General features: G+C 45.1%; 28 protein-coding genes and 1 other RNA gene. 22 read left to right on the top strand and 7 right to left on the bottom strand.

Annotation, left to right across the window (positions count from 1 at the left end):
• From Q0218_RS11720 to Q0218_RS11665, 12 genes are all read left to right on the top strand, one after another.
• Positions 1–408: an Hpt domain-containing protein gene (locus tag Q0218_RS11720; protein WP_297969793.1), complete on the top strand. Its 408-nt coding sequence runs from the start codon at positions 1–3 to the stop codon at positions 406–408.
• A 66-nt stretch (positions 409–474) separates the two neighbouring features.
• Positions 475–832, top strand: a transfer-messenger RNA (tmRNA) gene (ssrA, locus tag Q0218_RS11715).
• 282 nt (positions 833–1114) lie between these two features.
• On the top strand, positions 1115–2344 hold the full coding sequence (locus Q0218_RS11710; protein ID WP_297969791.1) for a site-specific integrase: 1230 nt from the start codon (positions 1115–1117) through the stop codon (positions 2342–2344).
• A complete protein-coding gene (locus Q0218_RS11705; RefSeq protein ID WP_297969789.1) occupies positions 2334–3299 on the top strand; it encodes a hypothetical protein in 966 nt (321 codons plus the stop codon). Before Q0218_RS11710 ends, Q0218_RS11705 begins: the two co-directional genes overlap by 11 nt.
• 181 nt (positions 3300–3480) lie before the next feature.
• Positions 3481–3672 carry a helix-turn-helix domain-containing protein gene (locus tag Q0218_RS11700; protein ID WP_297969787.1) on the top strand — a complete coding sequence of 64 codons (192 nt, stop codon included), beginning with the start codon at positions 3481–3483 and terminating at the stop codon, positions 3670–3672.
• 1 nt (position 3673) lies between these two features.
• Positions 3674–3928, top strand: coding sequence for a hypothetical protein (locus Q0218_RS11695; RefSeq protein WP_297969785.1), 255 nt, complete (start codon positions 3674–3676; stop codon positions 3926–3928).
• Positions 3925–4155 (top strand): hypothetical protein, encoded by a 231-nt coding sequence (locus Q0218_RS11690; protein ID WP_295143754.1) that lies wholly within the window; start codon positions 3925–3927, stop codon positions 4153–4155. Before Q0218_RS11695 ends, Q0218_RS11690 begins: the two co-directional genes overlap by 4 nt.
• Complete coding sequence (locus tag Q0218_RS11685) at positions 4152–4394, top strand: hypothetical protein (protein WP_295143757.1); 243 nt, start codon at positions 4152–4154, stop codon at positions 4392–4394. Before Q0218_RS11690 ends, Q0218_RS11685 begins: the two co-directional genes overlap by 4 nt.
• A 61-nt stretch (positions 4395–4455) precedes the next feature.
• The gene (locus Q0218_RS11680) at positions 4456–5202 is read left to right on the top strand and encodes an aspartate carbamoyltransferase (protein WP_297969781.1); all 747 of its coding nucleotides are present in this window, start codon (positions 4456–4458) and stop codon (positions 5200–5202) included.
• 77 nt (positions 5203–5279) lie between these two features.
• Positions 5280–5819, top strand: coding sequence for an ATPase (locus Q0218_RS11675; protein WP_297969780.1), 540 nt, complete (start codon positions 5280–5282; stop codon positions 5817–5819).
• A gap of 802 nt (positions 5820–6621) precedes the next feature.
• Complete coding sequence (locus Q0218_RS11670) at positions 6622–6849, top strand: hypothetical protein (protein WP_297969778.1); 228 nt, start codon at positions 6622–6624, stop codon at positions 6847–6849.
• Positions 6836–7108, top strand: a complete 273-nt coding sequence (locus Q0218_RS11665) for a type II toxin-antitoxin system YafQ family toxin (protein WP_297969776.1) — start codon at positions 6836–6838, stop codon at positions 7106–7108. Before Q0218_RS11670 ends, Q0218_RS11665 begins: the two co-directional genes overlap by 14 nt.
• A gap of 477 nt (positions 7109–7585) precedes the next feature.
• On the opposite strand, the gene Q0218_RS11660 is transcribed toward Q0218_RS11665, so the two are convergent.
• On the bottom strand, positions 7586–7801 hold the full coding sequence (locus Q0218_RS11660) for a helix-turn-helix transcriptional regulator (protein WP_002953083.1): 216 nt from the start codon (positions 7799–7801) through the stop codon (positions 7586–7588).
• A 146-nt stretch (positions 7802–7947) separates the two neighbouring features.
• Between Q0218_RS11660 and Q0218_RS11655 the strand changes: the two genes are divergently transcribed.
• The 9 genes from Q0218_RS11655 to thiF all read left to right on the top strand — a co-directional run bounded on the left by Q0218_RS11655 (position 7948) and on the right by thiF (position 13665).
• Entirely contained in the window at positions 7948–8220 is a 273-nt protein-coding gene (locus Q0218_RS11655) for a hypothetical protein (protein WP_297969774.1), read from the top strand.
• A gap of 12 nt (positions 8221–8232) precedes the next feature.
• On the top strand, positions 8233–8478 hold the full coding sequence (locus Q0218_RS11650; RefSeq protein ID WP_297969772.1) for a hypothetical protein: 246 nt from the start codon (positions 8233–8235) through the stop codon (positions 8476–8478).
• Positions 8472–8780 carry a hypothetical protein gene (locus Q0218_RS11645; RefSeq protein ID WP_297969770.1) on the top strand — a complete coding sequence of 103 codons (309 nt, stop codon included), beginning with the start codon at positions 8472–8474 and terminating at the stop codon, positions 8778–8780. The genes Q0218_RS11650 and Q0218_RS11645 overlap by 7 nt, the downstream gene beginning before the upstream one ends.
• A complete protein-coding gene (locus Q0218_RS11640) occupies positions 8777–9037 on the top strand; it encodes a hypothetical protein (protein WP_297969768.1) in 261 nt (86 codons plus the stop codon). Before Q0218_RS11645 ends, Q0218_RS11640 begins: the two co-directional genes overlap by 4 nt.
• Positions 9038–9807: 770 nt before the next feature.
• Positions 9808–10059, top strand: coding sequence for a hypothetical protein (locus Q0218_RS11635; RefSeq protein WP_297969766.1), 252 nt, complete (start codon positions 9808–9810; stop codon positions 10057–10059).
• Entirely contained in the window at positions 10053–10331 is a 279-nt protein-coding gene (locus tag Q0218_RS11630) for a type II toxin-antitoxin system RelE/ParE family toxin (RefSeq protein WP_297969764.1), read from the top strand. The genes Q0218_RS11635 and Q0218_RS11630 overlap by 7 nt, the downstream gene beginning before the upstream one ends.
• Positions 10332–10842: 511 nt before the next feature.
• A complete protein-coding gene (gene ribD / locus Q0218_RS11625; RefSeq protein WP_297969762.1) occupies positions 10843–11931 on the top strand; it encodes a bifunctional diaminohydroxyphosphoribosylaminopyrimidine deaminase/5-amino-6-(5-phosphoribosylamino)uracil reductase RibD in 1089 nt (362 codons plus the stop codon).
• A gap of 53 nt (positions 11932–11984) precedes the next feature.
• A complete protein-coding gene (locus tag Q0218_RS11620) occupies positions 11985–12683 on the top strand; it encodes a hypothetical protein (RefSeq protein WP_297969760.1) in 699 nt (232 codons plus the stop codon).
• A 127-nt stretch (positions 12684–12810) separates the two neighbouring features.
• Positions 12811–13665, top strand: coding sequence for a sulfur carrier protein ThiS adenylyltransferase ThiF (gene thiF / locus Q0218_RS11615; RefSeq protein ID WP_297969758.1), 855 nt, complete (start codon positions 12811–12813; stop codon positions 13663–13665).
• Positions 13666–14365: 700 nt separating this feature from the next.
• On the opposite strand, the gene Q0218_RS11610 is transcribed toward thiF, so the two are convergent.
• The 6 genes from Q0218_RS11610 to Q0218_RS11585 all read right to left on the bottom strand — a co-directional run bounded on the left by Q0218_RS11610 (position 14366) and on the right by Q0218_RS11585 (position 20526).
• Complete coding sequence (locus tag Q0218_RS11610; protein WP_297969756.1) at positions 14366–15595, bottom strand: glucose-6-phosphate isomerase; 1230 nt, start codon at positions 15593–15595, stop codon at positions 14366–14368.
• A complete protein-coding gene (gene galU / locus Q0218_RS11605; protein WP_009492940.1) occupies positions 15582–16415 on the bottom strand; it encodes a UTP--glucose-1-phosphate uridylyltransferase GalU in 834 nt (277 codons plus the stop codon). The genes Q0218_RS11610 and galU overlap by 14 nt, the downstream gene beginning before the upstream one ends.
• Positions 16416–16875: 460 nt before the next feature.
• Positions 16876–17385 carry a flavodoxin family protein gene (locus Q0218_RS11600; RefSeq protein ID WP_297969754.1) on the bottom strand — a complete coding sequence of 170 codons (510 nt, stop codon included), beginning with the start codon at positions 17383–17385 and terminating at the stop codon, positions 16876–16878.
• Positions 17382–18605, bottom strand: a complete 1224-nt coding sequence (locus tag Q0218_RS11595; RefSeq protein ID WP_297969752.1) for a radical SAM protein — start codon at positions 18603–18605, stop codon at positions 17382–17384. The genes Q0218_RS11600 and Q0218_RS11595 overlap by 4 nt, the downstream gene beginning before the upstream one ends.
• A gap of 12 nt (positions 18606–18617) precedes the next feature.
• Positions 18618–18887 (bottom strand): DUF2470 domain-containing protein, encoded by a 270-nt coding sequence (locus Q0218_RS11590; RefSeq protein WP_297969750.1) that lies wholly within the window; start codon positions 18885–18887, stop codon positions 18618–18620.
• A 55-nt stretch (positions 18888–18942) separates the two neighbouring features.
• Positions 18943–20526, bottom strand: coding sequence for a cyclic peptide export ABC transporter (locus Q0218_RS11585; protein ID WP_297969748.1), 1584 nt, complete (start codon positions 20524–20526; stop codon positions 18943–18945).
• Positions 20527–20623: 97 nt separating this feature from the next.
• Between Q0218_RS11585 and Q0218_RS11580 the strand changes: the two genes are divergently transcribed.
• Positions 20624–21232, top strand: a complete 609-nt coding sequence (locus tag Q0218_RS11580) for a YigZ family protein (RefSeq protein ID WP_297969746.1) — start codon at positions 20624–20626, stop codon at positions 21230–21232.
• The last annotated feature ends 333 nt before the right edge of the window (positions 21233–21565 follow it).

Genomic DNA, 21565 nt, shown 5'->3' with positions numbered 1-21565 from the left:
ATGGGATTGCTAAAAAGCCTTGAAATAGACTATTCCTATGATATCGCGGAGGAGTTTTTATCGCACTACGCCTTGATGTGCGATCTTATGGAGCCGCTCATAATAAGCCTAAGCAGACCTGATAGATACGCAGGCAGCATCAACGAACTTTTTAGAATTTTTCATAATATCAAGTCTGCCGCCGGCTTTATGAGACTAGACCCGATACTAAAATTAACGACGCTAGCCGAGGAAATTTGCGAAGAAGCCAGGGCGATGAGCGGACCTGCTAGCGACGAGTTTGTCGACTGGCTGCTGATAGCTAGCGATCAGTTTGATAGATACAGGAACGACATTGAGAGCGATGCCGAGTTTTTTAGCCCGCTAGACGGAAATATCGTAAAAATCCCTGAAAAACTATGCGTTTGACAAAAAATACAAAAAATAATATAATCCGCAACCTTTAAAACAAGGCTAAATTTAGCCTATTCTTACGGGAGCGACTTGGCTTCGACAGGAGCAGAGCGGTCACGGTGGCACGTCGCTTTGAGCAAAGCGTAAAAAGCTCAACTAAATTTAAACGCAAACAACGTTAACTACGCTCCTGCTTACGCTAAAGCTGCGTAAGTTCAGTTGAGCCTCGCCTAGTCAGATACTAGCTAAGATAACGGCGAGTAACCCCAGCTAGCGTAGGTTGGCGGCCTGACGAGCTGCTAGCCGAAATCTTGTCTTAGTCTAAAATAAGGTTTTGGAAAGTGAGCCTTTTTAGATGAAATTTTCACTTTTGCTAAGCGTGTAGAGGCTGTGATCGGTTTGTTTTTGGACAGGGGTTCGATCCCCCTCGCTTCCACCAAGTGTCATTTTCACTAGATTTCAAAAGCCCTCAAAACCCCCTAAAATACGAGCTTTAAACCACTTTTAGCATTTCATAAGATTTCATACAATATCATACATTTTCAAGAAAATAAGTGTGTTTTTGAGTGTGCGCGACCAAAACTCTAAATTTTTACACACTCAAAAAACGGGCGAAGTGAAAACCCTTAAAAATCGCACGCTTTGACATTATTAAAGCGGAGAATTAAAGAGATACCGAACCCTAGCCCACTTTTTAAAAAGGACTTAAAAAGGCGAGAAAATGGCGACATTTGCGAAAGATAGTCAGCTAAAAAATTATGCGCTTAAAGACGGCAAGGCTAGAGAGTGGATAAAAGATATTTCAACTCCATACCTATACGTTTATGCGACGCAGACAAAAAACGGCGTAAGCAAGACGTTTATTTTTAGATACGCCGACGAGGAGCGCAAAACCAATCAAATCATCATAGGCAAATATCCTAGTATCACGCTAGCCGAAGCAAGAGCCAAAGCTACCGAGCTAAAAAGACTAAAAGAGAGAGGCGAGGACATCAAAAAAGCCGTGATAGCTCAAAAGGCGGTTAAATTTGCGGACGTGGCGCGCGAGTGGATAGAAAAAGAGCGGGCTAAAAATACCTCATCGCTAAGCAGAGAAACGGGGCGGATAAATAATTATCTTATGCCCTATCTAAAAGACGGCGACGTTAAAACGCTAGCACGCAGAGACTACGCGCAGGTCATCGAGCGCATACAAGAGACCGAGACCAAAAAAGGCATAAGCCACGACACGAGCAAACGCACGTTTAGACTACTTCGTAAGATTTTAGACCTAGCCGTCAATAAAGGCTACATAGACCATAACCCGACGCGCGACATAATCTTTACCGATACCTTTAAAACCTCAAAATGCGAGAACTTCAGAGCAATAACCGACCCCGAGAGGCTAGGCGAGCTTTTAAGGGCGATTGACGGCTTTAGAGGCTCAAACAGCACTAAGCAGGCGTTAGTATTCGGCGCGCATACCTTTTTGCGTAGCGCAAACGTCAGGGAACTAAAATGGCAATACGTGAGTTTTGATAAAAACCTCATCGTATTTCCAGCGGACACAATGAAAATGCGAGCGGATTTCGCCGTGCCGTTAAGCAGGCAAACAAAAGAGCTTTTAAAGGCTCAATACGAGATAAGGCGGGGCGATTTCGTATTTCCTAGCGACATAACGAGCCTAAAGCCCCTAAGCGAGAACACGCTCAATTATGCGCTTAAACGGCTAGGCTTCGGCGACGAGACGGTTTTTCACGGGCTAAGGGCGACCGCCTCGACGCTACTAAACGAAAATATCAAACGACACGGCAAAGACGCGGAAATAATCGAACTCTGCTTAGACCATAGAGAGCGCAGTAAAATAAAATCAATCTACGATAGAAGCCAAAGACTGGACGAGCGCGCCGAGCTTATGCAGTGGTGGAGCGATTATTTAGACGAAGTGAAAGGGGGAATAAATGGCAAATAAAACGCGAAGCAATAGAGCAAAGGGCAAAAATAAACTAAAGCAAGATTTTTTATTAAGCAAATCCATTACAGACCATCAGAATTTTATTGCAGGCGAGGACATTAACGGGAACCCAGTGGATTATGTATATTTTTTATCAATAGTGCAAAATTTCGATCTAATCAATGAACACGAGGAGCTAGCCGAGCAAAACAGCAGAACACTACTTATGCGCGACATAGAAGAGCATAAATTTTATTTTTATTTCTTACAAGCTTTTTATTATTACGCATTTTGCACGGTATATTTTTCTATTTTTCATTGCGAAACGGACGACCCAGACGCCGAAGGAACAGAACGCGACGACGTCAAGCTAGAGCAAAAATCGCAAATAATAAAAGATTGCGAAGTATTAAAACCTTGCTTTGAATTTTTAGAGCCATTAGCAAAAACAGAGCCTGATTATCGAGAAATAGCCTACTCATTAGGATTTTTATTTTTTTCATACGTTACCAAAGAAATGCACAACATAACCACGCCCCCAATAAACGCCAAAAGAGACATAGCCAAAGACGCCCAAACAATAGACGAGTTTAAAAGAATTATCGACATAAAAACATCTATTCGTTTTTATTTAGAAGCTGGAGAAAGTGGCGAGGACGTGCGCGAATTAAAGCAAAAAATAGAGGAATATCAAATTTTTAATAAAATACTGAACCAAATCGAAGCGGATATTAAAGGCTTATCAAGGCGCAAAACCCCCGAAATATTAGACGCGCACGCATATTACAAAATACCAAACGATAGACGCGAACTAGAAAAAGCTCTCTATTCGATAAATTCATATTACGGCTTAAATGCGACGGACGAGATTAAATTTTTACTAAGCGAAATTACAAAGCTAAAAGACAAAATAACGGCATTTACGCACGAAGCTTTTAATAAAGAAATAGCCGAGCTTTTATCAAAAGAATAATATTTTAAAAATGGCTATTTTTGCTAATCTTGCAAGATTAGCCATTTATGCAAATCCCCTAAAATACGCATTTTTTGCCGCTTTAAAAGTTTTACACTCTATTTATTATCAGATAAAATCACTTCATATTTATTCAAGTGCGCACGCGGATAAATAATATCACTCGTAAGGAGTTTTTATTATGAACCCATTAATCGTAAAGAACAACACGCTAAGCCCGAAAGAAACGGCGCAGTATTTAGGCATTTCGACCGCTACGTTATGGCGGTTTATGAAACGCGACGATTTCCCGAAGCCTAAACGCCTAACCGAGCGCACTATCCGCTTTTTAAAAAGCGAGCTAGACGCGTATTTACAAGATAGGAGAGCGTAAGATGAAAGCCTTTGAAAACGAAGCCGAAAAAGGGCTTTATTCGGATTTTGCGCGAATGCTAGGCGAAGTTTATCCGGACGTCCTAAAATCTGCGACAAGCGACGAGCCTAGCGACTACAAAGAGGGATTAAATCAAGGGCTGGCAGTAGCCTTTAATTTATTTCAAGTCCTACACGAACAACGCGACCAGCTCCAAGCACTCCAAGCCGAAAACCAACGGCTAAGAGAGCGATTTTTTCAAAGGAGCGCACGATGAATAAGCTAGTATTTACGCCTAGCAAACTTTGCTTTAGCGCGGACGATGAGGTTATGTTAAAGGCTTTTAAAAAGCATTTGCACGCTTACAAGGTGGCGAGTTTGGACGGCGTCGCCCAACCTTTGCTTGATTGCGCTTACGATTTGTTTCATATCGTGCAGACACAGAGTAAGAGCATAAAAGAGCTAGAAATAAAGCTAGGCATAAGAGAGGAGAATAACCGATGAGAGCGCAGACGGTAAAAAAGCAAATTTTACAAAAGATGATAGCAAGAGATGAACCGATAAGGGCGTGCAATATCACGGCTAGTAACCAAAACGTTTATTTGATACAGCTAGAGCGCGCAGGTATTATTAGCCGTAAATGGCACGACGGGCAAGGCTACAAAATAGCCTATTTTAAAGACGACGAGCAAAGAAAAAAGGCTATTGAGTGGCTAAAAGCACGAGGCGTTAAAGTAGCGTAAATCAAAGAATTTTAGGGCGGTCAAGCCAAGCGAAGTTTAACCGCCCTTTGGATGTTAAAACGTGGAAATATTACCCCAAATCACCCAAATACTAGCTGAAACGCCCAGTATAGCCATAGACACCATACGCGCGAGTTTCCTAAAAAACAGAGTAACGCGCAAGCACTACACCAAAATCGAGCTACTTAAAAGCATAGCCAAAAATCACGGGCTGAAATGGCATAAAATGCAAGATACGAAAGAGATAAAAATATCCAATAGATACGAGTTTCGAGGGCTAAAGATAACCGAGCTTTACGAACTCGAAAATCTAAGCATATTCTACGCCGCTACAAAAGCCCCGAACGAATGCCGTCAGCGCGCCGTGATTGAGTTTTACGGGTTAAAGCAGTATCATAAGCCCGCCCCGCCCTTTGACCTCGTAGCGGAGCTTTTAGGCGCGGTTAATAACGTCTCGAGTATCGATTTATGTTTCGACCGCCCCGAGCCGTTTAACCTGGACGCATTCGACAAAATCCAAATAGGCGATACAACGTATTTAAAAACCGAGCTTACGGCGTTAGAGCGCGTCTATTTTTACGACAAAGCCAAAAAGAATAATCTAAATTTGCCCCTGTATCGCGCCGAAGCTACCGCCCCGATAATTGATTTAAACAAGCCTGCGTTACTACCTAGAGCCGAGCGGCTGGAGCTACAATTACGCCAAGCCGTGCGCGATTTCTCGCAAATAATCGACCTAGCGACCGAAGCGCAACCGCCGAAGCTAGCATACAAGGCAAAGAATAACAAAAGAGAGCTAAGGGCGTGATAACCGCTGATAGCTTATGAAAGTATTATTAAGCCCGTTTTACATAAAATAGCGCGGTAAATTTCAAAAGGGCTAATATGGACTTGATAGGGCTATTTTCAGCCGATAGGCTAGCGAGCTACGCAAGCGACGACGAACACAGGGCAAATTTTAAACTCATCAAAAGCATAAGCGATAAACTAGGCGCAGTTGAGATTATCACGCGCAATAAGACGGCGGATGCGCTTGGATTAAGCGATAGCGTCTTTATTTCGCGGCAAACGCTTGGCTACTGGGTTACTGCAATGGATGAGGCGAGAATTCATAATAAGGTAGCAAATTTTAGTGAAATAGATTTCAGAGCTTACGCGAGGACGAACATAAAATTTGAGTGGCGCAATTATCAAAAAGTAAAAATCGTTTACGGCATTATCCGCACGATAAGAAACCGCGCTTTTCACTTTGAAAACCTCTACAAACTTAACGCAAACGGCACGCCTAGGCTATCAACCAAGCTAAAAGAGATAATAGTCGGCATAGAACCGTCAAAGATAGAAACTTTTTTAAATGATATTTTAAAATGCTTTGATGAGGACTTAATCGAGTATTTAGAGGGTGGGGCACAAGGAGCCCCTTGAATGTAGGGCGTATTATACAGCCCATTTTTAAACAAGTCAAGCAAAAATAATCTTAAATGATAACTTATGGTAGCGAGAGCGTATTAAATAATGCCGTAACGTTACATTGTAACGCCTGTAACCTCATCGCAAACCCAAACAGCGAAAATTTGCCCCAAACCCGCCTGAACCTTAAGCCGTTTTTTGCCCGTTTCATTTACTTTAAGAAACGCTAAAACGTGTATCGCTTCTTGTTGTCACTCGTTATCAACTCCAATAACGAAAAATAAACGGATTTTGACACCTCGATAAAGCGCAAACTAGCACGCACACGGGGCTAGCTCGCACTCGCATAGAGAGCAAAAAAACGCAATTTAAGTTTCAGACCCCCTTAGTAGGTAGGGTAGCATTTACCTTTCCTCTCTCAAAAATCTCGCCTTTTTGAAAAAACAAAGCCTAGAAGCTTAAAGCATAGTCGCGCCCCCAAACAAAAAAGAGCCAACAATCCAAGCGAGCGGTAGCCCATAGAATAAAAATAAAGGGGCTACACTCAAAAAAGAGCCTCCAGGACATACAAAGACATCAAAAAGAGCTAAAATCAAACAGAGGGCTTTATTTTGCGTTTAAAAGCGATGAGGTTATTTTTAAGTAGAGCATACGCCCCCTCGAGGGCGAGGGCGGTTAACCCTATTGCGTCCTAATATTACACTGCGAAGCATTAAAACAAAATAAATCTATCTGATAGCTTATGATAGCGAGTAAGTATAAAAATAAAGCTAGTTTTAAAGCAAAGGCGGTTAAAATTTAGCCCAAAAGGATTAAAATGCAAATCGCGCTAAACATCAAAAACGCAAACCCTGCGCTATTTAAGGCGCTATCGGCGTTTTTAAAAACTCAACCTAGCTTAGATTATGAGCTTACAAAAAAAACGATTAACGGCTATTCGCCTAAATTTGAAGCCGAGATATTAAAAGACCTTGACGGGGTAGAGCCTCAAACTTTTAAGAGCGTCAAAGACTTCAGGCGAGCCGTAGACAATGGCGAAATTTAAGCTCAAATATTCAAAAAGCTTTTTAAAAGACTACAAAAAGTTATCAAACGGCGATAAAGACTTAACCGACGCCGTATTAAATAAACTCATAGACGGAGAGCCTTTAGAGCCTAGACACAAAGACCACGCCCTAAAAGGTAAGCTAATAGGGCTAAGGGATTGCCACGTTAAGCCCGATTTGGTCTTAATCTACAAAATAGACGAGGGCATACTAATCTTGACCGCCGTCAGAATATCCAACCACTCAAACGCTTTTTAACTCTGCTTAATTTTCGGCTTACGTAGCAATCCCCTTAAATGCGAGCTTTGTCCGACGCCTGCTTATGGCATAGATTAATCTAGCCCATAGGCGCAAAGTAAAAGGGCGTAGCCACTACCGACACCCCGCCCGAGATAGAGAGGGGGGATATTCAATCCGCCCTTTTTTGATTTCACGAAAAAATGAAAACGGACTTTTTGCCAAATTTGGAGAAAACTAACTAGCCGAATATTTGACCCGTTAAAGCCAGGCGAGAAACAATCAAGCATAAAAGCTAGGTAAGTTTAATTCATAGAGCTAAACGCATTTTTGCGCCAAGCGTCGAGATCAGAATACGGCATTTTTAGCCATAAATAGACCGCAAAACCTGAATAAATCGAAGTTATGAGCCGTGATCGGAGCTAGGGGAATTAAATACCGGTAGCTGGGTAAATTTAACTTAGGTAGCTATCGGAGAGGGATTTAAAGCGGTAGGGTTTAGGCGTCAATATCAAGGCTTTTAAACATTTCGCCTATTTTGTCGAAATTGCCAGCCTTAATGTAGTTAATAAGCCAGCTCTCGACCCAATACGGCACATTTTGAGAACCGCCCCAATTATTAACCGAGCTTGGCAAAACTCCGACCAATTCGGCAAACTCTTTTTTAGAGAGATTGGCGCGCTTAAGCAAGCTATTAAACTCTTTTTTATCCATACCGTAGCCTTTTCATACTTATTCGATTATGCAATTATACCAAAAACTATTTAAATAAGTATTTAAAGACTTGACAAGATATTTATTTAAGTGTATAATATGCGATATTAATACTTAAATAAGTAACTCACCACAAAGGAGACCCAATGCAACCAACCAGACAGAAATTTACCGAGTATCTAGCCAGCTACCAATTTAAGCAAAACGATACCGACGAGGATGTGAGCTACAAGGTGCTTGACTGCGCTTATGATCTATTCTGCGCTTTAGAAGCTTTAGCAAACAATCATAAGATACTAGAGGCTAAATACAAAGCCGAACAAGAAAAGCGCGAGGATTTGCAAAGAGCGATCAGGCTTTACGGCACAGATAGGCTAAGTAAAAAAGAGCTATTGATAAAAGCAAGACCGAGTTTTTAAAAAGGAGACCCAATGCAATTAACATTTGACATAGCCGACGAGCTAGACCTAACCAACGAGATACCAAGCGCGCTAAACGCTATTAGCACGCTAGCGTATGCTTTGCCGTATTTGCAAAAAGGCGTAGGAACTAATGCCGCCGCAATGGCGAACGCGTCTTATTTCCTAAGCGTGGCGATAGACGACGTAGCCCAAGCGGTGCGAGATTACGCAGATAAGAAAATAGCCGAACAAAAAGAGGAGACAAAGAAATGCTAATACTAACTAACCCGGACAGACCGACTACCAAAGAGGGCTTTAACGCCCTTATCAGGCAAAACAACGGCGGTAGCGATGAGGTAAGCGAGCAAATAATATACAACGTGGGCTATTTGGTCTATTGTAGCAATATTTACGCGCTAAGACGGCTAAAAGAAAGCGAGAATGCGCGCCTAAATTTGCTAGCCGATAAGATGATACTAAAAAGCGAGAACGAAAGGCTGCATAGCAGGATAAAAGAGCTAATCGAAATTAACGACGAACTTCAAGACGAGCTAAGCGAAAGGGGGCGCGGACAATGAATAATCTAAGCAGAGCAAGAGGCGACAAGGCTCGCGAAGCGTTTCAAGCAGAGGTAGCAAAGAGAGAAGCAAAGGGAATGGCGGACGCTTTATTTGAAACGGGCTTACAAGCATACCGATTATTTAATTATTATGCCAAAGAGTGCGAAAAGCTAGAGGAGAGAATAAAGCTACTTAGAGAGCTAAACAAAGAGCTAGAAACGAAACTAGAGCCCAAAGGTAGCTACACGTGGCATAGCGATCTAAAAGGCGCATAGGCTTATCAAAGGGGGCTTTAAATAGCCCTCTTGAATAAGTCTATTTTATCGAACCGGTAAACCGGCTCAAAATTTAGCACATTAAGTCGATATGTTAAAAATAGCAAGAATATTTAACGCGTGCGACCGAAGCTAAAGCGAATATTAAAGAGTAGGACACCCCCGCCCTATTTGTCCGTAGCACATCGCACGACCAGGACGCACCGTAACAAGTTGTCACAGTGAAATTATTTCGCCTCCATTTTTTATTGAAGTAGATTTTCTTAGGTTCTTTGCAGTAAGGCTAGGATGTGGGGGTCGGCGTAGCCGCGTTTTCTTTACTACCGTCAGGTTTTAAATATTTTTGCAGACTTTGAAATGTTTTGCGACTAGTCGCAATTTTATCCTAAGTCTGCGAAGTAGTCAAGCCGTAGGGGCAGGTCAAATCTCTACGACCGAGACGGCGAAACATCGGCCGGGTGCATTTCATTTTTTGCGCGCCGGGTTTTTACAAAAATAATAAAGTCAAGTGAGAATAAAGTCAAGCGATAAAAATGAGCGCAGGGTGGACGAATAAAGCCCGATTTTATCGAAGCAATCCCAAACTAGGCGGAAAAATTGAGCGCGTTTTTGAGCGCAAAAAACGAACGCCTAGCCGATAAGTAAATATCGCTATCATCGGCACAAAATAGCTTAACGGCTACGGAAACGAACGCAATAATGAACGATTTAACAAACCCTAAGCCCCGAGCGGTTAAAATAAGACAGGATTTTAAAACAAAGGCTAGGATATGCAAACTCTAACCATACGAGCAGATGAAACCATAATAAACCAGCTTGTCGCGATAGGCAAGATTTTAGCAAATAGCGCCAATAAAAGCTTTGAGACGCTGGAGCGAGACGAGGATTACCCGATCTACGACGACGGTAAGACAATGGAGCAAAGGATAGCCGATTACAAAGCCGACATAGAGGCGATCAGGCGCGGCGAGCTTGAAACCTATCCACTAGAGACGTTAAAAGCCGAGATGGAAAAATGGTAATTAGACGCACGGCTAGATTTAACCGCGAGCTAAGGGCGGTATTTGATTTTATCGCAAAAGATAGCCCGAGCAGAGCGCGAGATTTTAGAGACAAGCTGATCGCAAAGCTACAAACAATAAGCGACAGCCCTCTTATGTATCGCAAGTCCGCGAGCTTTGACGATGGGCGCGTCAGAGACCTTATTTTTAAAAGCTACGTGATACCTTATGCGATAGAGGCTGATGTTATTTATGTTTTGGGAATTTACGGCTCAAACGAGTGGCAAGCGTGAAACTAATAAAAACGGCTTTTGTTTCACATTTTAACCTTAATTAAGTTTCGAGCAAAAAATCCGTGAAACATACCCGATTCTTAAGAAAATTTAGCCGTTTAAGCTTTTAAAACTTAAAAACGGCAAATGCTTAAATCGCAAAGTGCCTATTTTAGGGCATACCTGCGTTTTTGTATTGAAAACTAAACTTTTCATTACCGATTTTCTACTGCCGATTAGCTTAAACTTTTTAACAACTTCGTAAAGTGCCGCGAATATGTTTTTAAGTGTGTAAAAATTGACTCTATTTTCTAGAGAAGTGCGATGAATACGGTATTTAAAGATAAGTATCGAACAACCTCGCTTCCACCAATTATAATTAATTGCAATTTGGTCCGTGTAGCGTTCGTGTGCCAAATATCCTTAACTCCGAGCAAAGCGACTAAAATATCTCCATAAATTTAATCAAACTCGCCTATAAGCTACGGGTCAAATTTTAGTATAATACCCCAAATTTAACGAGGCGGAAGCGATGATAAACGACGAATTTTACATGTCTCTAGCCATAAAAAAGGCTTGGGAGTTTCAGATTTTAACCTACCCAAACCCCGCCGTCGGTTGCGCGGTTTTAGATGCCGGCGGCAGACTGCTCTCGGTCGCCGCGCATAAAAAGGCGGGCTTTTTACACGCCGAGCCAAGCGCGATTTTATTGGCGCTCTGCCAAAAGTGCGAGGCGTTTTTGAGCGATTTTTTACGCGAGTATCATGCGGCTTTGGGCGTCAAATTTGAAAGCGCCGCAGAGCTTGAAAATGCGGACTTGGAGCCAAATTTCACGTATGAATACATCCTGCAAAATCACGGCGATCTGCTAAAAGGCGCCAAGGCCTACGTGACGCTCGAGCCCTGCGCTCACCGCGGCAAAACTCCGCCTTGCGCCGAGCTTTTAAGGCGGCTAAAATTTGCCGAGGTCGTTATCGCTAGAGGCGACGAAAACGCCGTAGCAAGCGGCGGCGCGCATATCTTGCAAAGCGGCGGCGTAGCGGTAAAATTTGACGTACTACGGCAGCAGGCGAACGATCTGGTTGAGCCGTTTCTAGCGTGGCAGAGGGGGAATTTTAGCTTTTTCAAGCTCGCTCTTAGCGCAAACGGCGTCGCAGCGGGTACCGCACAGAGTAAAATCATCTCAAATCTAGCCAGCCGCACGCACTCTCACCGCCTTCGCAGCGCGGCCGAGCTGCTAGTTATCGGCGGCGCCACAGTCCGAGCCGACCGCCCGAGGCTTGACGCCAGGCTGATAGAGGGCGGCAAAAATCCAAACGTGATGATCTACTCGCGCGAGCGGGAGTTTGACGCGACTATACCGCTTTTTGGCGTGGCTGGTAGGGGCGTGCGCGTAACAAGCGACATAAATGAAGCTTTCGCGCCGCGCTTAACGATGTTTGAGGGCGGCGAAAACGCGCTAAAAACCCTAGACGAACGCGTAAAATGGCTGCTACTCTACCGCTCGAGCGAGCTTTTGGACGCGCCCGCGGTAAGGCTAAATTTAAAACTCAAGCCGCTATTTCACGGCGAGCTTGGCGGCGACGTTTACGGGTGGTATAAATTTGAGCGGAGTTTATAAAATTCGTTTCAAAATTTGGTTACGCGCGCATTTTATAAAACGAGGAGATTTGTATGCGATTGAGTTTTAGTAAAGATCTTGGCGGGGGATTTAGGATTTATTCAAGTCAAAGCTTTGGGGCAAAAAAGATGACGCAGGCGCAAATTGCCGCAGCCAAAAAGGAACAATTTTTAAAAAACGTAGCTCAAGTCTCCCAATTTTGCCTAGGCGATTTTTTGCAAAGATGCGGATATGACGTAAAAACTATAACGTACGCCGCAAATAACGATTTTGGCTTAAATAGTTCCGATTTTTTCAAAATAAGCGAAAATAGCGCGTCGTTTGATAGGCTCGTAGAGATACAAAAAGAAATAGGCGCCGAAATCCAAAAGATAAATTTTTCAGGAGTACTATCTGCTAAAAGGCGCGAACGGCTGACTGATTTGGCGTTTGAAATTAGCGATATCTTAAGCAAGGCCTGCGCCGAAACGAATCCTAATGAAGCTATCTTGCAGACCATAGCTCAAAAACACCAAAAAAGCTATGAGGATATTAAAAGCGAGTGCAATAAAGCCGTTATGTCGCTGTTTAAAAAAATAATTTTCGGCATCGCTTTTGGGATCAGCGGATTTTTGGCTTTTGCCGGTGCGATGGCGCTTGCGTCAAACCATACAAGCTTGCTAGAGTTTATTGCGGTGTTTATCTTGTTTTTTATGCCGCTAATAGCTACGTTTATCTTATATAAAAAGCAAACGGCAAAACCTAAAATTTAAGATAAAGCTGGCGCTCATATTTTGCGTACGATAGATTACGCAAATATTTAAAAACGCGACTATGCCGACTTTTTAACAAAACATTTTATAAATTTGCGCTATGATTTTGTAAATTTAAAGGAGAAAAATGAAAGAGATAACGCTAAACGGAGCAAAATTTAAAGTCGCGGCAAATACGATGGATGAGCTAAAAAACGAGGCTCTGGGCGATAAAAACGGCGAGATGTATAAATTTCTAGCCGAATTTAACGCGAGCGAGCCTGATATCTTTATCCTCGACGGCTTTGCGACGAAGGAAAATTTGGAGATAAAAGACGGCTCAAACGTCGTATTCATTAGGCGCGGCGCGATGCCTGGACGCGAAGTGCTAAAAGCTATGATCGCCTCCAGAAACAGCCCCGAGCTAAATGCGGCGCTAGCTAGCGGCTGCGTGGGAGTGGCAGGACTTGGCGGTCTTGGCTCAAATATCGCGCTAAGCCTAGCCCGCACGGGAGTCGCCAAGCTCGTGCTGGCCGACTTTGACGTCGTGGAGCCTAGCAACCTAAATCGCCAGCAGTACTTCGTCCGCCACATCGGTATGAAAAAGACGGACGCGCTAAAAGAGCTCATCGCTGAGGTAAATCCATTCGTCGAGGTCGCGACGCACGACGTGGCGCTAGACGCAAGCAACGTCGCTGAGATTTTCGCGCCGTGCAGCATCATCTGCGAGGCCTTTGACAACGTCGCGGGCAAGGCGATGATGGTAAACGAAGCCGGAGCAAGTCTACGGGACAAAAAGATCGTCGGCGCGTCGGGCATGGCGGGGTACTTTAGCTCAAATCTCATAAAAACGGTCAAATTCGCGCGAAACGTCTATCTGTGCGGCGATCTGCAAAACGCTGCGGGTGTAGGGCAGGGGCTCATGGCCGCTCGCGTGGCGATCTGCGCAAATCACGAGGCAAACCTTGCTATCAGGCTTTTGATGGGGCTTGAGGAGGTTTAGTTTTTGTTATTTGCGTCGGCGGAGCTTGGAAAAAGCCGCTAGCTTGACTGCGCGCTTTTTACTTTTGCCGTTTTGCCGTCTTGTGCGTTTTTAAAGGCGACCGACGCGGCAAAACAGGCCGGTAAATTTAGTCAGGCCCTCTTGGATAAATTTAGTCGGCACCGTAGGTGCGTAATTTTTGGGCTAAAATTTAAAAACTAAAAAATACTAAAATCGCTTTTCTTAAGCGGTTTTTACGAAGGCTAAATTTAGGCGAGCGCCTTTAAATGGTGTTCGCTTCGCTCGTGCGCTAAATTTAAAGCTAACTCGCTTAAAATTTTAGAGAGTTATAAGCCGTGCTTGTAAGTTACGTTTATATGGGCCTGATTTATTTTGACTTGCGTCGCTACGCGTAAATCTAAGCCGCTTCGGTAGTACGCGCAAAACACTGGCGGGATAGGGTTTTGGCTTACGGCGACGGATTAGCAACTTAACAAACATACGCTTTTAGCTTGAGTTGCCTTTATTTTTGCTTTATTTTGTATCGCTTAAAGCGTGCGAAAGGGGCGGATGATTAGCATCGTCTGATAAATTCGGCTTTTTAAGGATCGGTCTTGAGTTTACTTTTTAAATTTACCGTAAATCCGGCGTCCAGGCGCAAGAACTGACCCGGATAAAATTATAATCCCGGCCAAAAGCCGTTTTAGCCGGGATTAGAGAGCTATTTTCCAGCCGTTAGCATCGTCTTTAGTATGCGCTTGCCGACCTCGACGCCCGGCTGATCGTAGGTGTTTATGCCTAGCATTATGCCCGTAGCCGACGTGAGAAGCTCAAAATAATAAATCAAAAATCCCGCGCTCGCTTCATCTAGTCGCTCAAGCTCGATGACGTCTACGCTGATGCCTTCTTGCACGAGCGCATGCATAGTGGCGCTGCACTGGGCGTTGATTAGCTCGCTCAAATTTAGCCCGTTTACGAAGTCGCAGCCCTCAAGGCCGTTTAGGCTAATGCTCGGTATCGCCGTGTTTGCGTCCGCGGCGGCTACCTTGATGAAGCTTACCGTTTTATCCTTCACGCCGTCCATGATGAGCTGCAAAAAGCTGTGCTGATCGCGCGAGCCGATGAGTTCGACGGGCGTGAGTCCGTAGCGTTTGTAGCCCTTTTTCTTGCCCAGGCTCTCCGCCCACAGCTGCACGTACCAGTCGTTAAACTCCAAAAATCTATCGCCGTAGCTAAATATCACGTTGATCTTGGCGTTTTTGTGCGTCGCGTAGTGGTAGGCTTTTTGTAGCAGCGTATCGTCGCCGTCCTCTAAAAAACGCTTTTTACACGCACGCGCGCCCTCTAGCAGCGCTGCTGCGTCGTATCCGCATAGCATTAGCGGTACCAGACCGATCGCGCTAAGCACGCTAAATCTGCCGCCGACGTTTTTAGGAATATTAAAAAATTTGATACCGTTTTGCTTGGCGTAGGCTTCTAGCGGCGAGGCGGGGTCGGTGATGACGATAAAGTTTGCGCTCAAATTTGAGGGTTTAAAGCGCTCCAAAACGCACTTAAAAAGAGTGATCGTCTCGATCGTGGTGCCCGATTTTGACGAGATAATAAAAAGCGTTTCGTCAAATTTGATGCTCTCGCAAACGCTCTCAAAGCTAAAAGCATCTACGTTATCAAGGAAATAAAGCTCACGCTCGCGGCTCCTTTTTGCGCTTGAAAGCATCGTTTTTAGCGCCTTGACGCCTAGGCTGCTGCCGCCGATGCCTACTAGCACGACGCTTTTTACGTGTACGAGCGTCGTTTCAAACTCGGCGATTTGGCTTAGTAAATTTGCGCCGATTTCGGGCAAGTGATAGTAGCCGATCTCGCCGCCTTTTAGCTCGTCGTTCATGCGTTTGGCGTAGGAGCCGATCGCGCTTAGCGGCGTACGCTCGAAAAATAGCTCATTTTTTAGCATTTTTGCCTAGCTCGTAGAAGAAATTAGTCGCCTGCACGAAGCCCTCGACGCTACCGCAGTCAAAGCGCTTGCCTTTAAATTTATATGCTAACACCATGCCGTCTTTGGCTTGCTCTTTTAGCGCGTCGGTGATCTGCACTTCGCCGTTTTTACCGGGCTTGGTGCGCTCTAGGATCGTGAAAATATCAGGCGTCAGGATGTAGCGGCCGATGACGGCTAGGTTGCTCGGAGCTTCCTTGGGATCCGGTTTTTCAACCATGTCGCTAACCATCAGCAGATCGTCCTCGATCGCGCGACCCGTGACGATGCCGTAGTTTTTGCTCTGTTCGATCGGCACTTCCATCACCGCGACGATGCTGCAGCGGTACTTCTCGTATATTTTTACCATTTGAGATAGCACGCCTTCGCCCTCTTCGTTGATGCACAGATCATCAGCCAGCACCACGCCAAAAGGCTCGTCTCGCACGAGGACTTTGCCCGTGTGGATGGCGTTTCCTAGGCCTCTCATGCTCTCTTGGCGCGTGAATGAAAACGTGCAACGCGCCATTAGCTCTCTAATCTCGGTTAGCAGGTGTTCTTTGTTTGTGCCAGAGATTTGATGCTCTAGCTCGTAGCTGATATCAAAATAATCCTCCAGCGCGCGTTTGCCGCGACCGGTTATAAACGCCATGTTTTTCATGCCGGCCTCCAGCGCCTCGTCCACGCCGTAGTGAATGAGCGGTTTTGTGAGGATCGGCAGCATCTCTTTTGGTAGCGATTTAGTCGCGGGCAAAAATCTCGTGCCGTAGCCCGCAGCCGGAAATAAACAAGTTTGTATCATAATTTTCCTTTTGATTTTTTAGGAGATTATAGCGAGTTTTGGCTAATTTGGAGTATCAAGGCAGAAATTTGCAGCTTGTCTTGATAGCATTTTTTACTCGCCGAGACCCGCACCTTGAAAGCGGTAAATTAAATTAAATTTGATCTTTCTTGTTAAGGGGAGGGGTTTGAATTACGCTCTGCTTTGCAGTTGCTGGGCAAAACTGAAGCAAAAGAGCTCCATTGCTCCTTAACAAATTTCCCAACCCCTAACGACGTGAGAGGTTGCTGAACTGCACGCAGATTTATTTGGCGCTATCGCGCCGTAAATTTTGAAATTAGCGACATTTCAAATTTAGCACTTTCAAGATGCGGGTCTCGGTGAGTAAAATTTAAAATAAAGCCAAAAATAGGGCGCGAATTTATGAGGTTAAAATGCGCCGAATTTATCTAGCAAATTTGACCGCCGGAGGGCGGCAAATTTATATACCTTTAAACGCCGCTTTTGCGTTTTCTAGGTCGTTTGCGTCAGGGTGGGTTGCAGCTCTAGCCCATCTGGCTTCGCGCTCTGGAGTCACGGCGTAGCGCGGGTCGTCAGGGGCTGCTTCGCCCATTTTGCGTAGTTGCTCGATGACCTTTGGATCGATCGCGCCTTGACAGTAAAACTCGCGTAAAATTTCATTCTCGCCCTCGCGTAGCACGACTTTTGCCTTTTCTAGGCAGTTCATCGCGTGCTCGTGCTCGGGATCCATGCCTAGCGTCATAAATACGCCCGTTTTCTTGCCCTTTATCTTGCTTAAAAAGCGTTTAAATTTAGGCTCCGCGTCGCCCTTATCGACGTAAAATCCAAGCGCGATAAAGTCGTAATCGTCCAAATTTATGTGCAGATCCTCGGTAAATTTGACCGCCTCGCAGCCAAGCTCGTTTGCGATGGCAAGACCGACTTTCTCGGTATTTCCAGTCGCGCTCGTGTAGATAACTATTTTTTTCATTCAAAGTCCTTTTGTGAGATATTTGCTACTTCGGTGCCGATCGACATACCCCAAAATACGCCGTCCGTCGTGTAGTTTAAAAAGCCGTTTTCTATGCGCATATAGCCTTTGCTTTCGCATTTTTTGAAAAACTCCATTAGCGCACTAAATGTCTCATCGCTAACAAGGTTTTTTACCTGCGCGAGGTCGATTTTTGGGTACATAAAGAGGCTTTTTAGCCGTCCCTCGGCGCGCTGTTTATCGTCTACTTTGTTTATCATACGCATTTTTTCTTTTGCGTTATAGATGTCGTAGTAGCCTAGCCTTCCGCCCGAGCCTCTTCCCAGCGGCAGGATATCGGCGCCCTCGTGGCTTAGGCGTATGTACTGATAGCGGTCGCGGCCGATACGGTTAAATTTAGTATGCTCGAGCACCTCGTAGTTGCCCGTGCCCAGTAGCTTTTCAAAGAAAGCGTTGTGTAGCTCGTGCTCGTAGTTCACGTCGTAGTAGTCCTGCGAGACCGTCTTTGCGAGCTCTGATTTCTCAAAAAGCTGAAGCGAATAAAAGCTCGTGCTGTCGATCTCTAGCTCATCGACTAGGCGCGCGTCTTCTAGCACCTCGTCTATAGTTTGATCCGGGTAGTTAAAGATAACGTCCGTGCAAACCATGCCGCTAAAATTTTGCCTGATCATTTTTAGGTGCTCTATCGCGCCTTTTTTGTCGTGGACGCGGTTTAGCAGTTTGCGGCCTTTGTCCGAAAACGTTTGCACGCCGATACTAAAGCGGTTTACGCCTAGGCTTTCTAGCAGGCGCACTTTGCTTAAATTTAGATTATGCAGCGTGGTTTCTAGACTAAATTCGCAGTCCTCGGCGATATTAAAGCTCGAGCGCAGAGCCGTGATAATGGGCTCTAGGTGCTTTTCTTTTAGTATCGTCGGAGTTCCGCCGCCAAAATAGACGCTGCGGATATTTTTAGCTTGCAGATGCGGGAATTTACCATATTTTTCTATCTCACCCAGCAGATACTGCGCGTAGCTATCTAGCTCGTCCTCTAGCTTCGTGCGGTTCATCGAGCAAAACGAGCAGATATTATCGCAAAAAGGCACGTGGATATAGATCACGCCGTCCTTTTGCGTCGGCAGCTCCTCGGTTAAAAATTTCTCGACCTCGGCGTTAGTCGCCATTTTTATTTTTTTGGGACGCGTCGGTCCTGCGTGTCCCTTTTGTCTGGTTTCAAACATTTCGCGCCGCCGCTAGTTTTCCATACTATTTACTATATTTATGACTTCGTCGCGCAGACTCTCGACCGTTAGCTCGGCCTTTTTCTCAAACGGCACGAACACCTCGCCCTCGTCGCAGGCGATATGCATGCCGTCCTCGGTGATATCGGTCATTTTGACGTTTTGCGGGTTTTTAAAGCCGCCAAATCTCGCGCACATATCCTCGGTGATGCCGATGAAGTTATCGTTCATCATGCCAAGAGCCGTTTCTTTGGCCTCTCTTGCTTCTTCGTCCAGCTTCATATTATCTCCTTAGTTAAAAATGATATTTGTTATTTTAACCGTTTGAAGCTGAATTTTAGCCCTTAATAAGCGCGATTTGCCCGTTTTTTATCTCGTAAATTTTATCCGCCGCGTCAAAATACGTATCGTCGTGGCTGATCGCAAAAATCGTGTATCCTTGCGCCTTAAGCTCCGGCAAAAACTCTACGTAAAAATGCCGTCTAAACTCCGGGTCTTGATCGGCTGCCCACTCGTCAAGGATCAAAAATTTACGCTTTTCAAGCAGCGTCGCGACCATTGCGAGGCGTTTTTTCTGACCTTGAGAGAGATTTAGCGTGCTAAATTTGCCGTCCTTTACGCTTACTTTATTTTCTATCGACATCTTTTTTAGCAGCCGCTCTATCAGCGCCTCATCCTCGCTCATTGCCTCGTCAAAGAGATAAAAGTCGCTAAACACCGCGCTAATCGTGTTTGCGTAGCTTTTTAAATTTGACTCTGTGATTTTGACGTCATCTGCAAGCATCTCGCCGCTTTTTGGCGCTAGAAGTCCCGCTAGGATCATAAATAGCGTGCTTTTGCCGCTGCCGTTTTTACCGATCAAAAACACCGTCTCGCCGCGCCTAATTTCTAAATTTATATCCTTTAGCGCAAATTCGCTCCCTTCGTCGTAGGCGAAATTTATATCTTTTAGGCGCAGTTTTTGCCAAATTTGCGGAGCCGTTTCGCCCAGCGTAAATTCAGGCTCAAATGGCGCTAGGTCTAGCTTTTTCAGCCGCTCGTACGCGATACGCGCTCGAAAGGCGGCGGGTACGGAGTAAAGCAGCATCATGAGAGGCGCTCGCAAAAAAAGTATCGCTAGCGCAACCGTGATCGCATCTTGCAGGCTCGCGGCGTCATAGGCTAGGCAAAAATATATCTCGATACCTACGGCGCCTAGCGCCACCGCGTTTAGCCAGTTGCTCATAAAGGATTGGTGGATCTCTGCTTTTACGATATTTTCGCGTAGGCTTTTTGCGTTTGGGATAAAGCGGTCCCAAAAAAGCCGCTTTGCGCGGGCTAAATTTAAGCTAAGCTCCCTATGCCCTTCGATACAGGTCTCATAGTCGCGGTACAGCTCGTCCTCGCACTTGCGGTATCGCTCGAAGTATTTGTGGATATTTTTTATGAAGTATCGGCAAATCCACGTCGCAGCGCCCATCCAAAGCGCCAAAAACGCAAAAATCTCGGCCGAGATATAAAGCACGTAAACACCCGTCGCGCCGATGATGAGCACGCCTTGGATGATGCTTGGCACCTGCATAAAGCCGTCGGTTAGGCTACGCACGTCGCTTGAGAGCGAGGCGATCAAATTCGACTTGCCCGCGGCTACGATTTTTTGATTTGCGGTATCTAGGATCCTTTTTATCGTTTTGGTTCGCAGCTCGTAGACAAAATCGTTGCCGATCACGCTAAGAGCGATGCGCGAGAGCACCGAAAAGCCCAAAAACAAAATCAAAAGTGCGAAAAACGTGAGCAAAATTTGAGCGTCTTGTTCTTTTAAATTTAAGAGGTATTTGTTGATAAAGGCTAGGATGAGGATCCCCGAGCCGCTAAAAACGGCGCTAGATACGATCATAGCGATGATTTGCCAAAAAGTTTTTTTCGAGATTTTTTTAAACATTTTCATTCTTTTTTGAGAGCTTATTTCATTTTAGCCGCCATTTTATAAGAATGTTTTTAAAATTTCGCTAAAATCGGGCTTTATTTAAAGGAGAAATTTGCAAACGGTTTTGCGGGTCGTATCGACCAAAACTGAAGCCAAAAAATCGACGTTTTTATGCTTTTTGTGTCCTATTTCGGAGTTTAAGGCCTTGCACGAGCGCCTAAAGGCCGAGCATCCAAAGGCCGCGCACGTCGTGTGGGCGCTGCGCGAGCGAAACGGCTACGGCCAGATAGTAGAAAATCAAAGCGACGACGGCGAGCCAAAGGGCACGAGCGGGCAGCCCTCGCTAAACGCGCTTAGAGGCGCCCAGCTTGTAAACGCGGGCGCGCTCATCGTTCGGTATTTTGGCGGGATAAAGCTAGGCACGGGCGGACTCGTGAGAGCTTATGGCGCAGCGGTAAATGCGGCGATAGAGGAGGCTGCTGGCTGCGGCGCATTAGTTAAATTTGAGATAAAATCGCTTTGCCTGTTTTTTACGCCGTACGCGCTTGGCTCGCGCTTTGAGCACTATTTTGAAAAGCGAAATTTAAGCTTTGAGCGAGAATTTAACGAGGAGGGCGCGATCTGGCGGGCGGAGTTTAACGGCGCCGAATTTGACGAATTTCAGGTATTTGCGAGCGGGTTTGAGCAGGAGGGGTTTAGCTTCTACGCCTTGCCTATATAATTTTGGCGAGTAACGGCTTGTCTTTTGAGCGTCTTTGAATGAGTTTGCAAAAATATCGCTGCGGCAACCTATTTGGTTAGCCTTGCTCATTTTTGCTTCACAATATTCAAATCCATCTCAAAATACTGCGCCTTAACTTTTTATGTTCAAGTTTGAAGTTAAATTTTCAAATTTGAGTCGCCGAGACCCGCAACCTGATGACGCTAAATTTAATTCTGTCGTAAATTTAAAACGTGCAGCGCGATAGCGCCAAATAAACATGCGCATAGCGCAGCAACATCTCACGTGCAGTGGGGTTGGTGGGGGTTTGGGGGTGGAAGGGGCGACGCTTCG

The organism is uncultured Campylobacter sp. (assembly GCF_938039245.1).
Lineage (GTDB): Bacteria > Campylobacterota > Campylobacteria > Campylobacterales > Campylobacteraceae > Campylobacter_A.
The sequence above is the reverse complement of the archived record's forward strand: the minus strand, read 5'-3'. Positions and strand labels throughout refer to the sequence as shown.

Excerpts from the sequence above, each read along its gene's own strand:
- Q0218_RS11630 (WP_297969764.1), top strand. The coding sequence starts at position 10,053 with ATGGTAATTAGACGCACGGCTAGATTTAACCGCGAGCTAAGGGCGGTA.
- Q0218_RS11705 (WP_297969789.1), top strand. The coding sequence starts at position 2,334 with ATGGCAAATAAAACGCGAAGCAATAGAGCAAAGGGCAAAAATAAACTA.
- Q0218_RS11645 (WP_297969770.1), top strand. The coding sequence starts at position 8,472 with ATGCTAATACTAACTAACCCGGACAGACCGACTACCAAAGAGGGCTTT.
- Q0218_RS11695 (WP_297969785.1), top strand. The coding sequence starts at position 3,674 with ATGAAAGCCTTTGAAAACGAAGCCGAAAAAGGGCTTTATTCGGATTTT.
- Q0218_RS11660 (WP_002953083.1), bottom strand. The coding sequence starts at position 7,801 with ATGGATAAAAAAGAGTTTAATAGCTTGCTTAAGCGCGCCAATCTCTCT.
- Q0218_RS11655 (WP_297969774.1), top strand. The coding sequence starts at position 7,948 with ATGCAACCAACCAGACAGAAATTTACCGAGTATCTAGCCAGCTACCAA.
- galU (WP_009492940.1), bottom strand. The coding sequence starts at position 16,415 with ATGATACAAACTTGTTTATTTCCGGCTGCGGGCTACGGCACGAGATTT.
- ribD (WP_297969762.1), top strand. The coding sequence starts at position 10,843 with ATGATAAACGACGAATTTTACATGTCTCTAGCCATAAAAAAGGCTTGG.
- Q0218_RS11690 (WP_295143754.1), top strand. The coding sequence starts at position 3,925 with ATGAATAAGCTAGTATTTACGCCTAGCAAACTTTGCTTTAGCGCGGAC.
- thiF (WP_297969758.1), top strand. The coding sequence starts at position 12,811 with ATGAAAGAGATAACGCTAAACGGAGCAAAATTTAAAGTCGCGGCAAAT.
- Q0218_RS11710 (WP_297969791.1), top strand. The coding sequence starts at position 1,115 with ATGGCGACATTTGCGAAAGATAGTCAGCTAAAAAATTATGCGCTTAAA.
- Q0218_RS11640 (WP_297969768.1), top strand. The coding sequence starts at position 8,777 with ATGAATAATCTAAGCAGAGCAAGAGGCGACAAGGCTCGCGAAGCGTTT.
- Q0218_RS11670 (WP_297969778.1), top strand. The coding sequence starts at position 6,622 with ATGCAAATCGCGCTAAACATCAAAAACGCAAACCCTGCGCTATTTAAG.
- Q0218_RS11595 (WP_297969752.1), bottom strand. The coding sequence starts at position 18,605 with ATGTTTGAAACCAGACAAAAGGGACACGCAGGACCGACGCGTCCCAAA.
- Q0218_RS11635 (WP_297969766.1), top strand. The coding sequence starts at position 9,808 with ATGCAAACTCTAACCATACGAGCAGATGAAACCATAATAAACCAGCTT.
- Q0218_RS11675 (WP_297969780.1), top strand. The coding sequence starts at position 5,280 with ATGGACTTGATAGGGCTATTTTCAGCCGATAGGCTAGCGAGCTACGCA.
- Q0218_RS11610 (WP_297969756.1), bottom strand. The coding sequence starts at position 15,595 with ATGCTAAAAAATGAGCTATTTTTCGAGCGTACGCCGCTAAGCGCGATC.
- Q0218_RS11600 (WP_297969754.1), bottom strand. The coding sequence starts at position 17,385 with ATGAAAAAAATAGTTATCTACACGAGCGCGACTGGAAATACCGAGAAA.
- Q0218_RS11650 (WP_297969772.1), top strand. The coding sequence starts at position 8,233 with ATGCAATTAACATTTGACATAGCCGACGAGCTAGACCTAACCAACGAG.
- Q0218_RS11685 (WP_295143757.1), top strand. The coding sequence starts at position 4,152 with ATGAGAGCGCAGACGGTAAAAAAGCAAATTTTACAAAAGATGATAGCA.
- Q0218_RS11585 (WP_297969748.1), bottom strand. The coding sequence starts at position 20,526 with ATGTTTAAAAAAATCTCGAAAAAAACTTTTTGGCAAATCATCGCTATG.
- Q0218_RS11620 (WP_297969760.1), top strand. The coding sequence starts at position 11,985 with ATGCGATTGAGTTTTAGTAAAGATCTTGGCGGGGGATTTAGGATTTAT.
- Q0218_RS11720 (WP_297969793.1), top strand. The coding sequence starts at position 1 with ATGGGATTGCTAAAAAGCCTTGAAATAGACTATTCCTATGATATCGCG.
- Q0218_RS11590 (WP_297969750.1), bottom strand. The coding sequence starts at position 18,887 with ATGAAGCTGGACGAAGAAGCAAGAGAGGCCAAAGAAACGGCTCTTGGC.
- Q0218_RS11665 (WP_297969776.1), top strand. The coding sequence starts at position 6,836 with ATGGCGAAATTTAAGCTCAAATATTCAAAAAGCTTTTTAAAAGACTAC.
- Q0218_RS11700 (WP_297969787.1), top strand. The coding sequence starts at position 3,481 with ATGAACCCATTAATCGTAAAGAACAACACGCTAAGCCCGAAAGAAACG.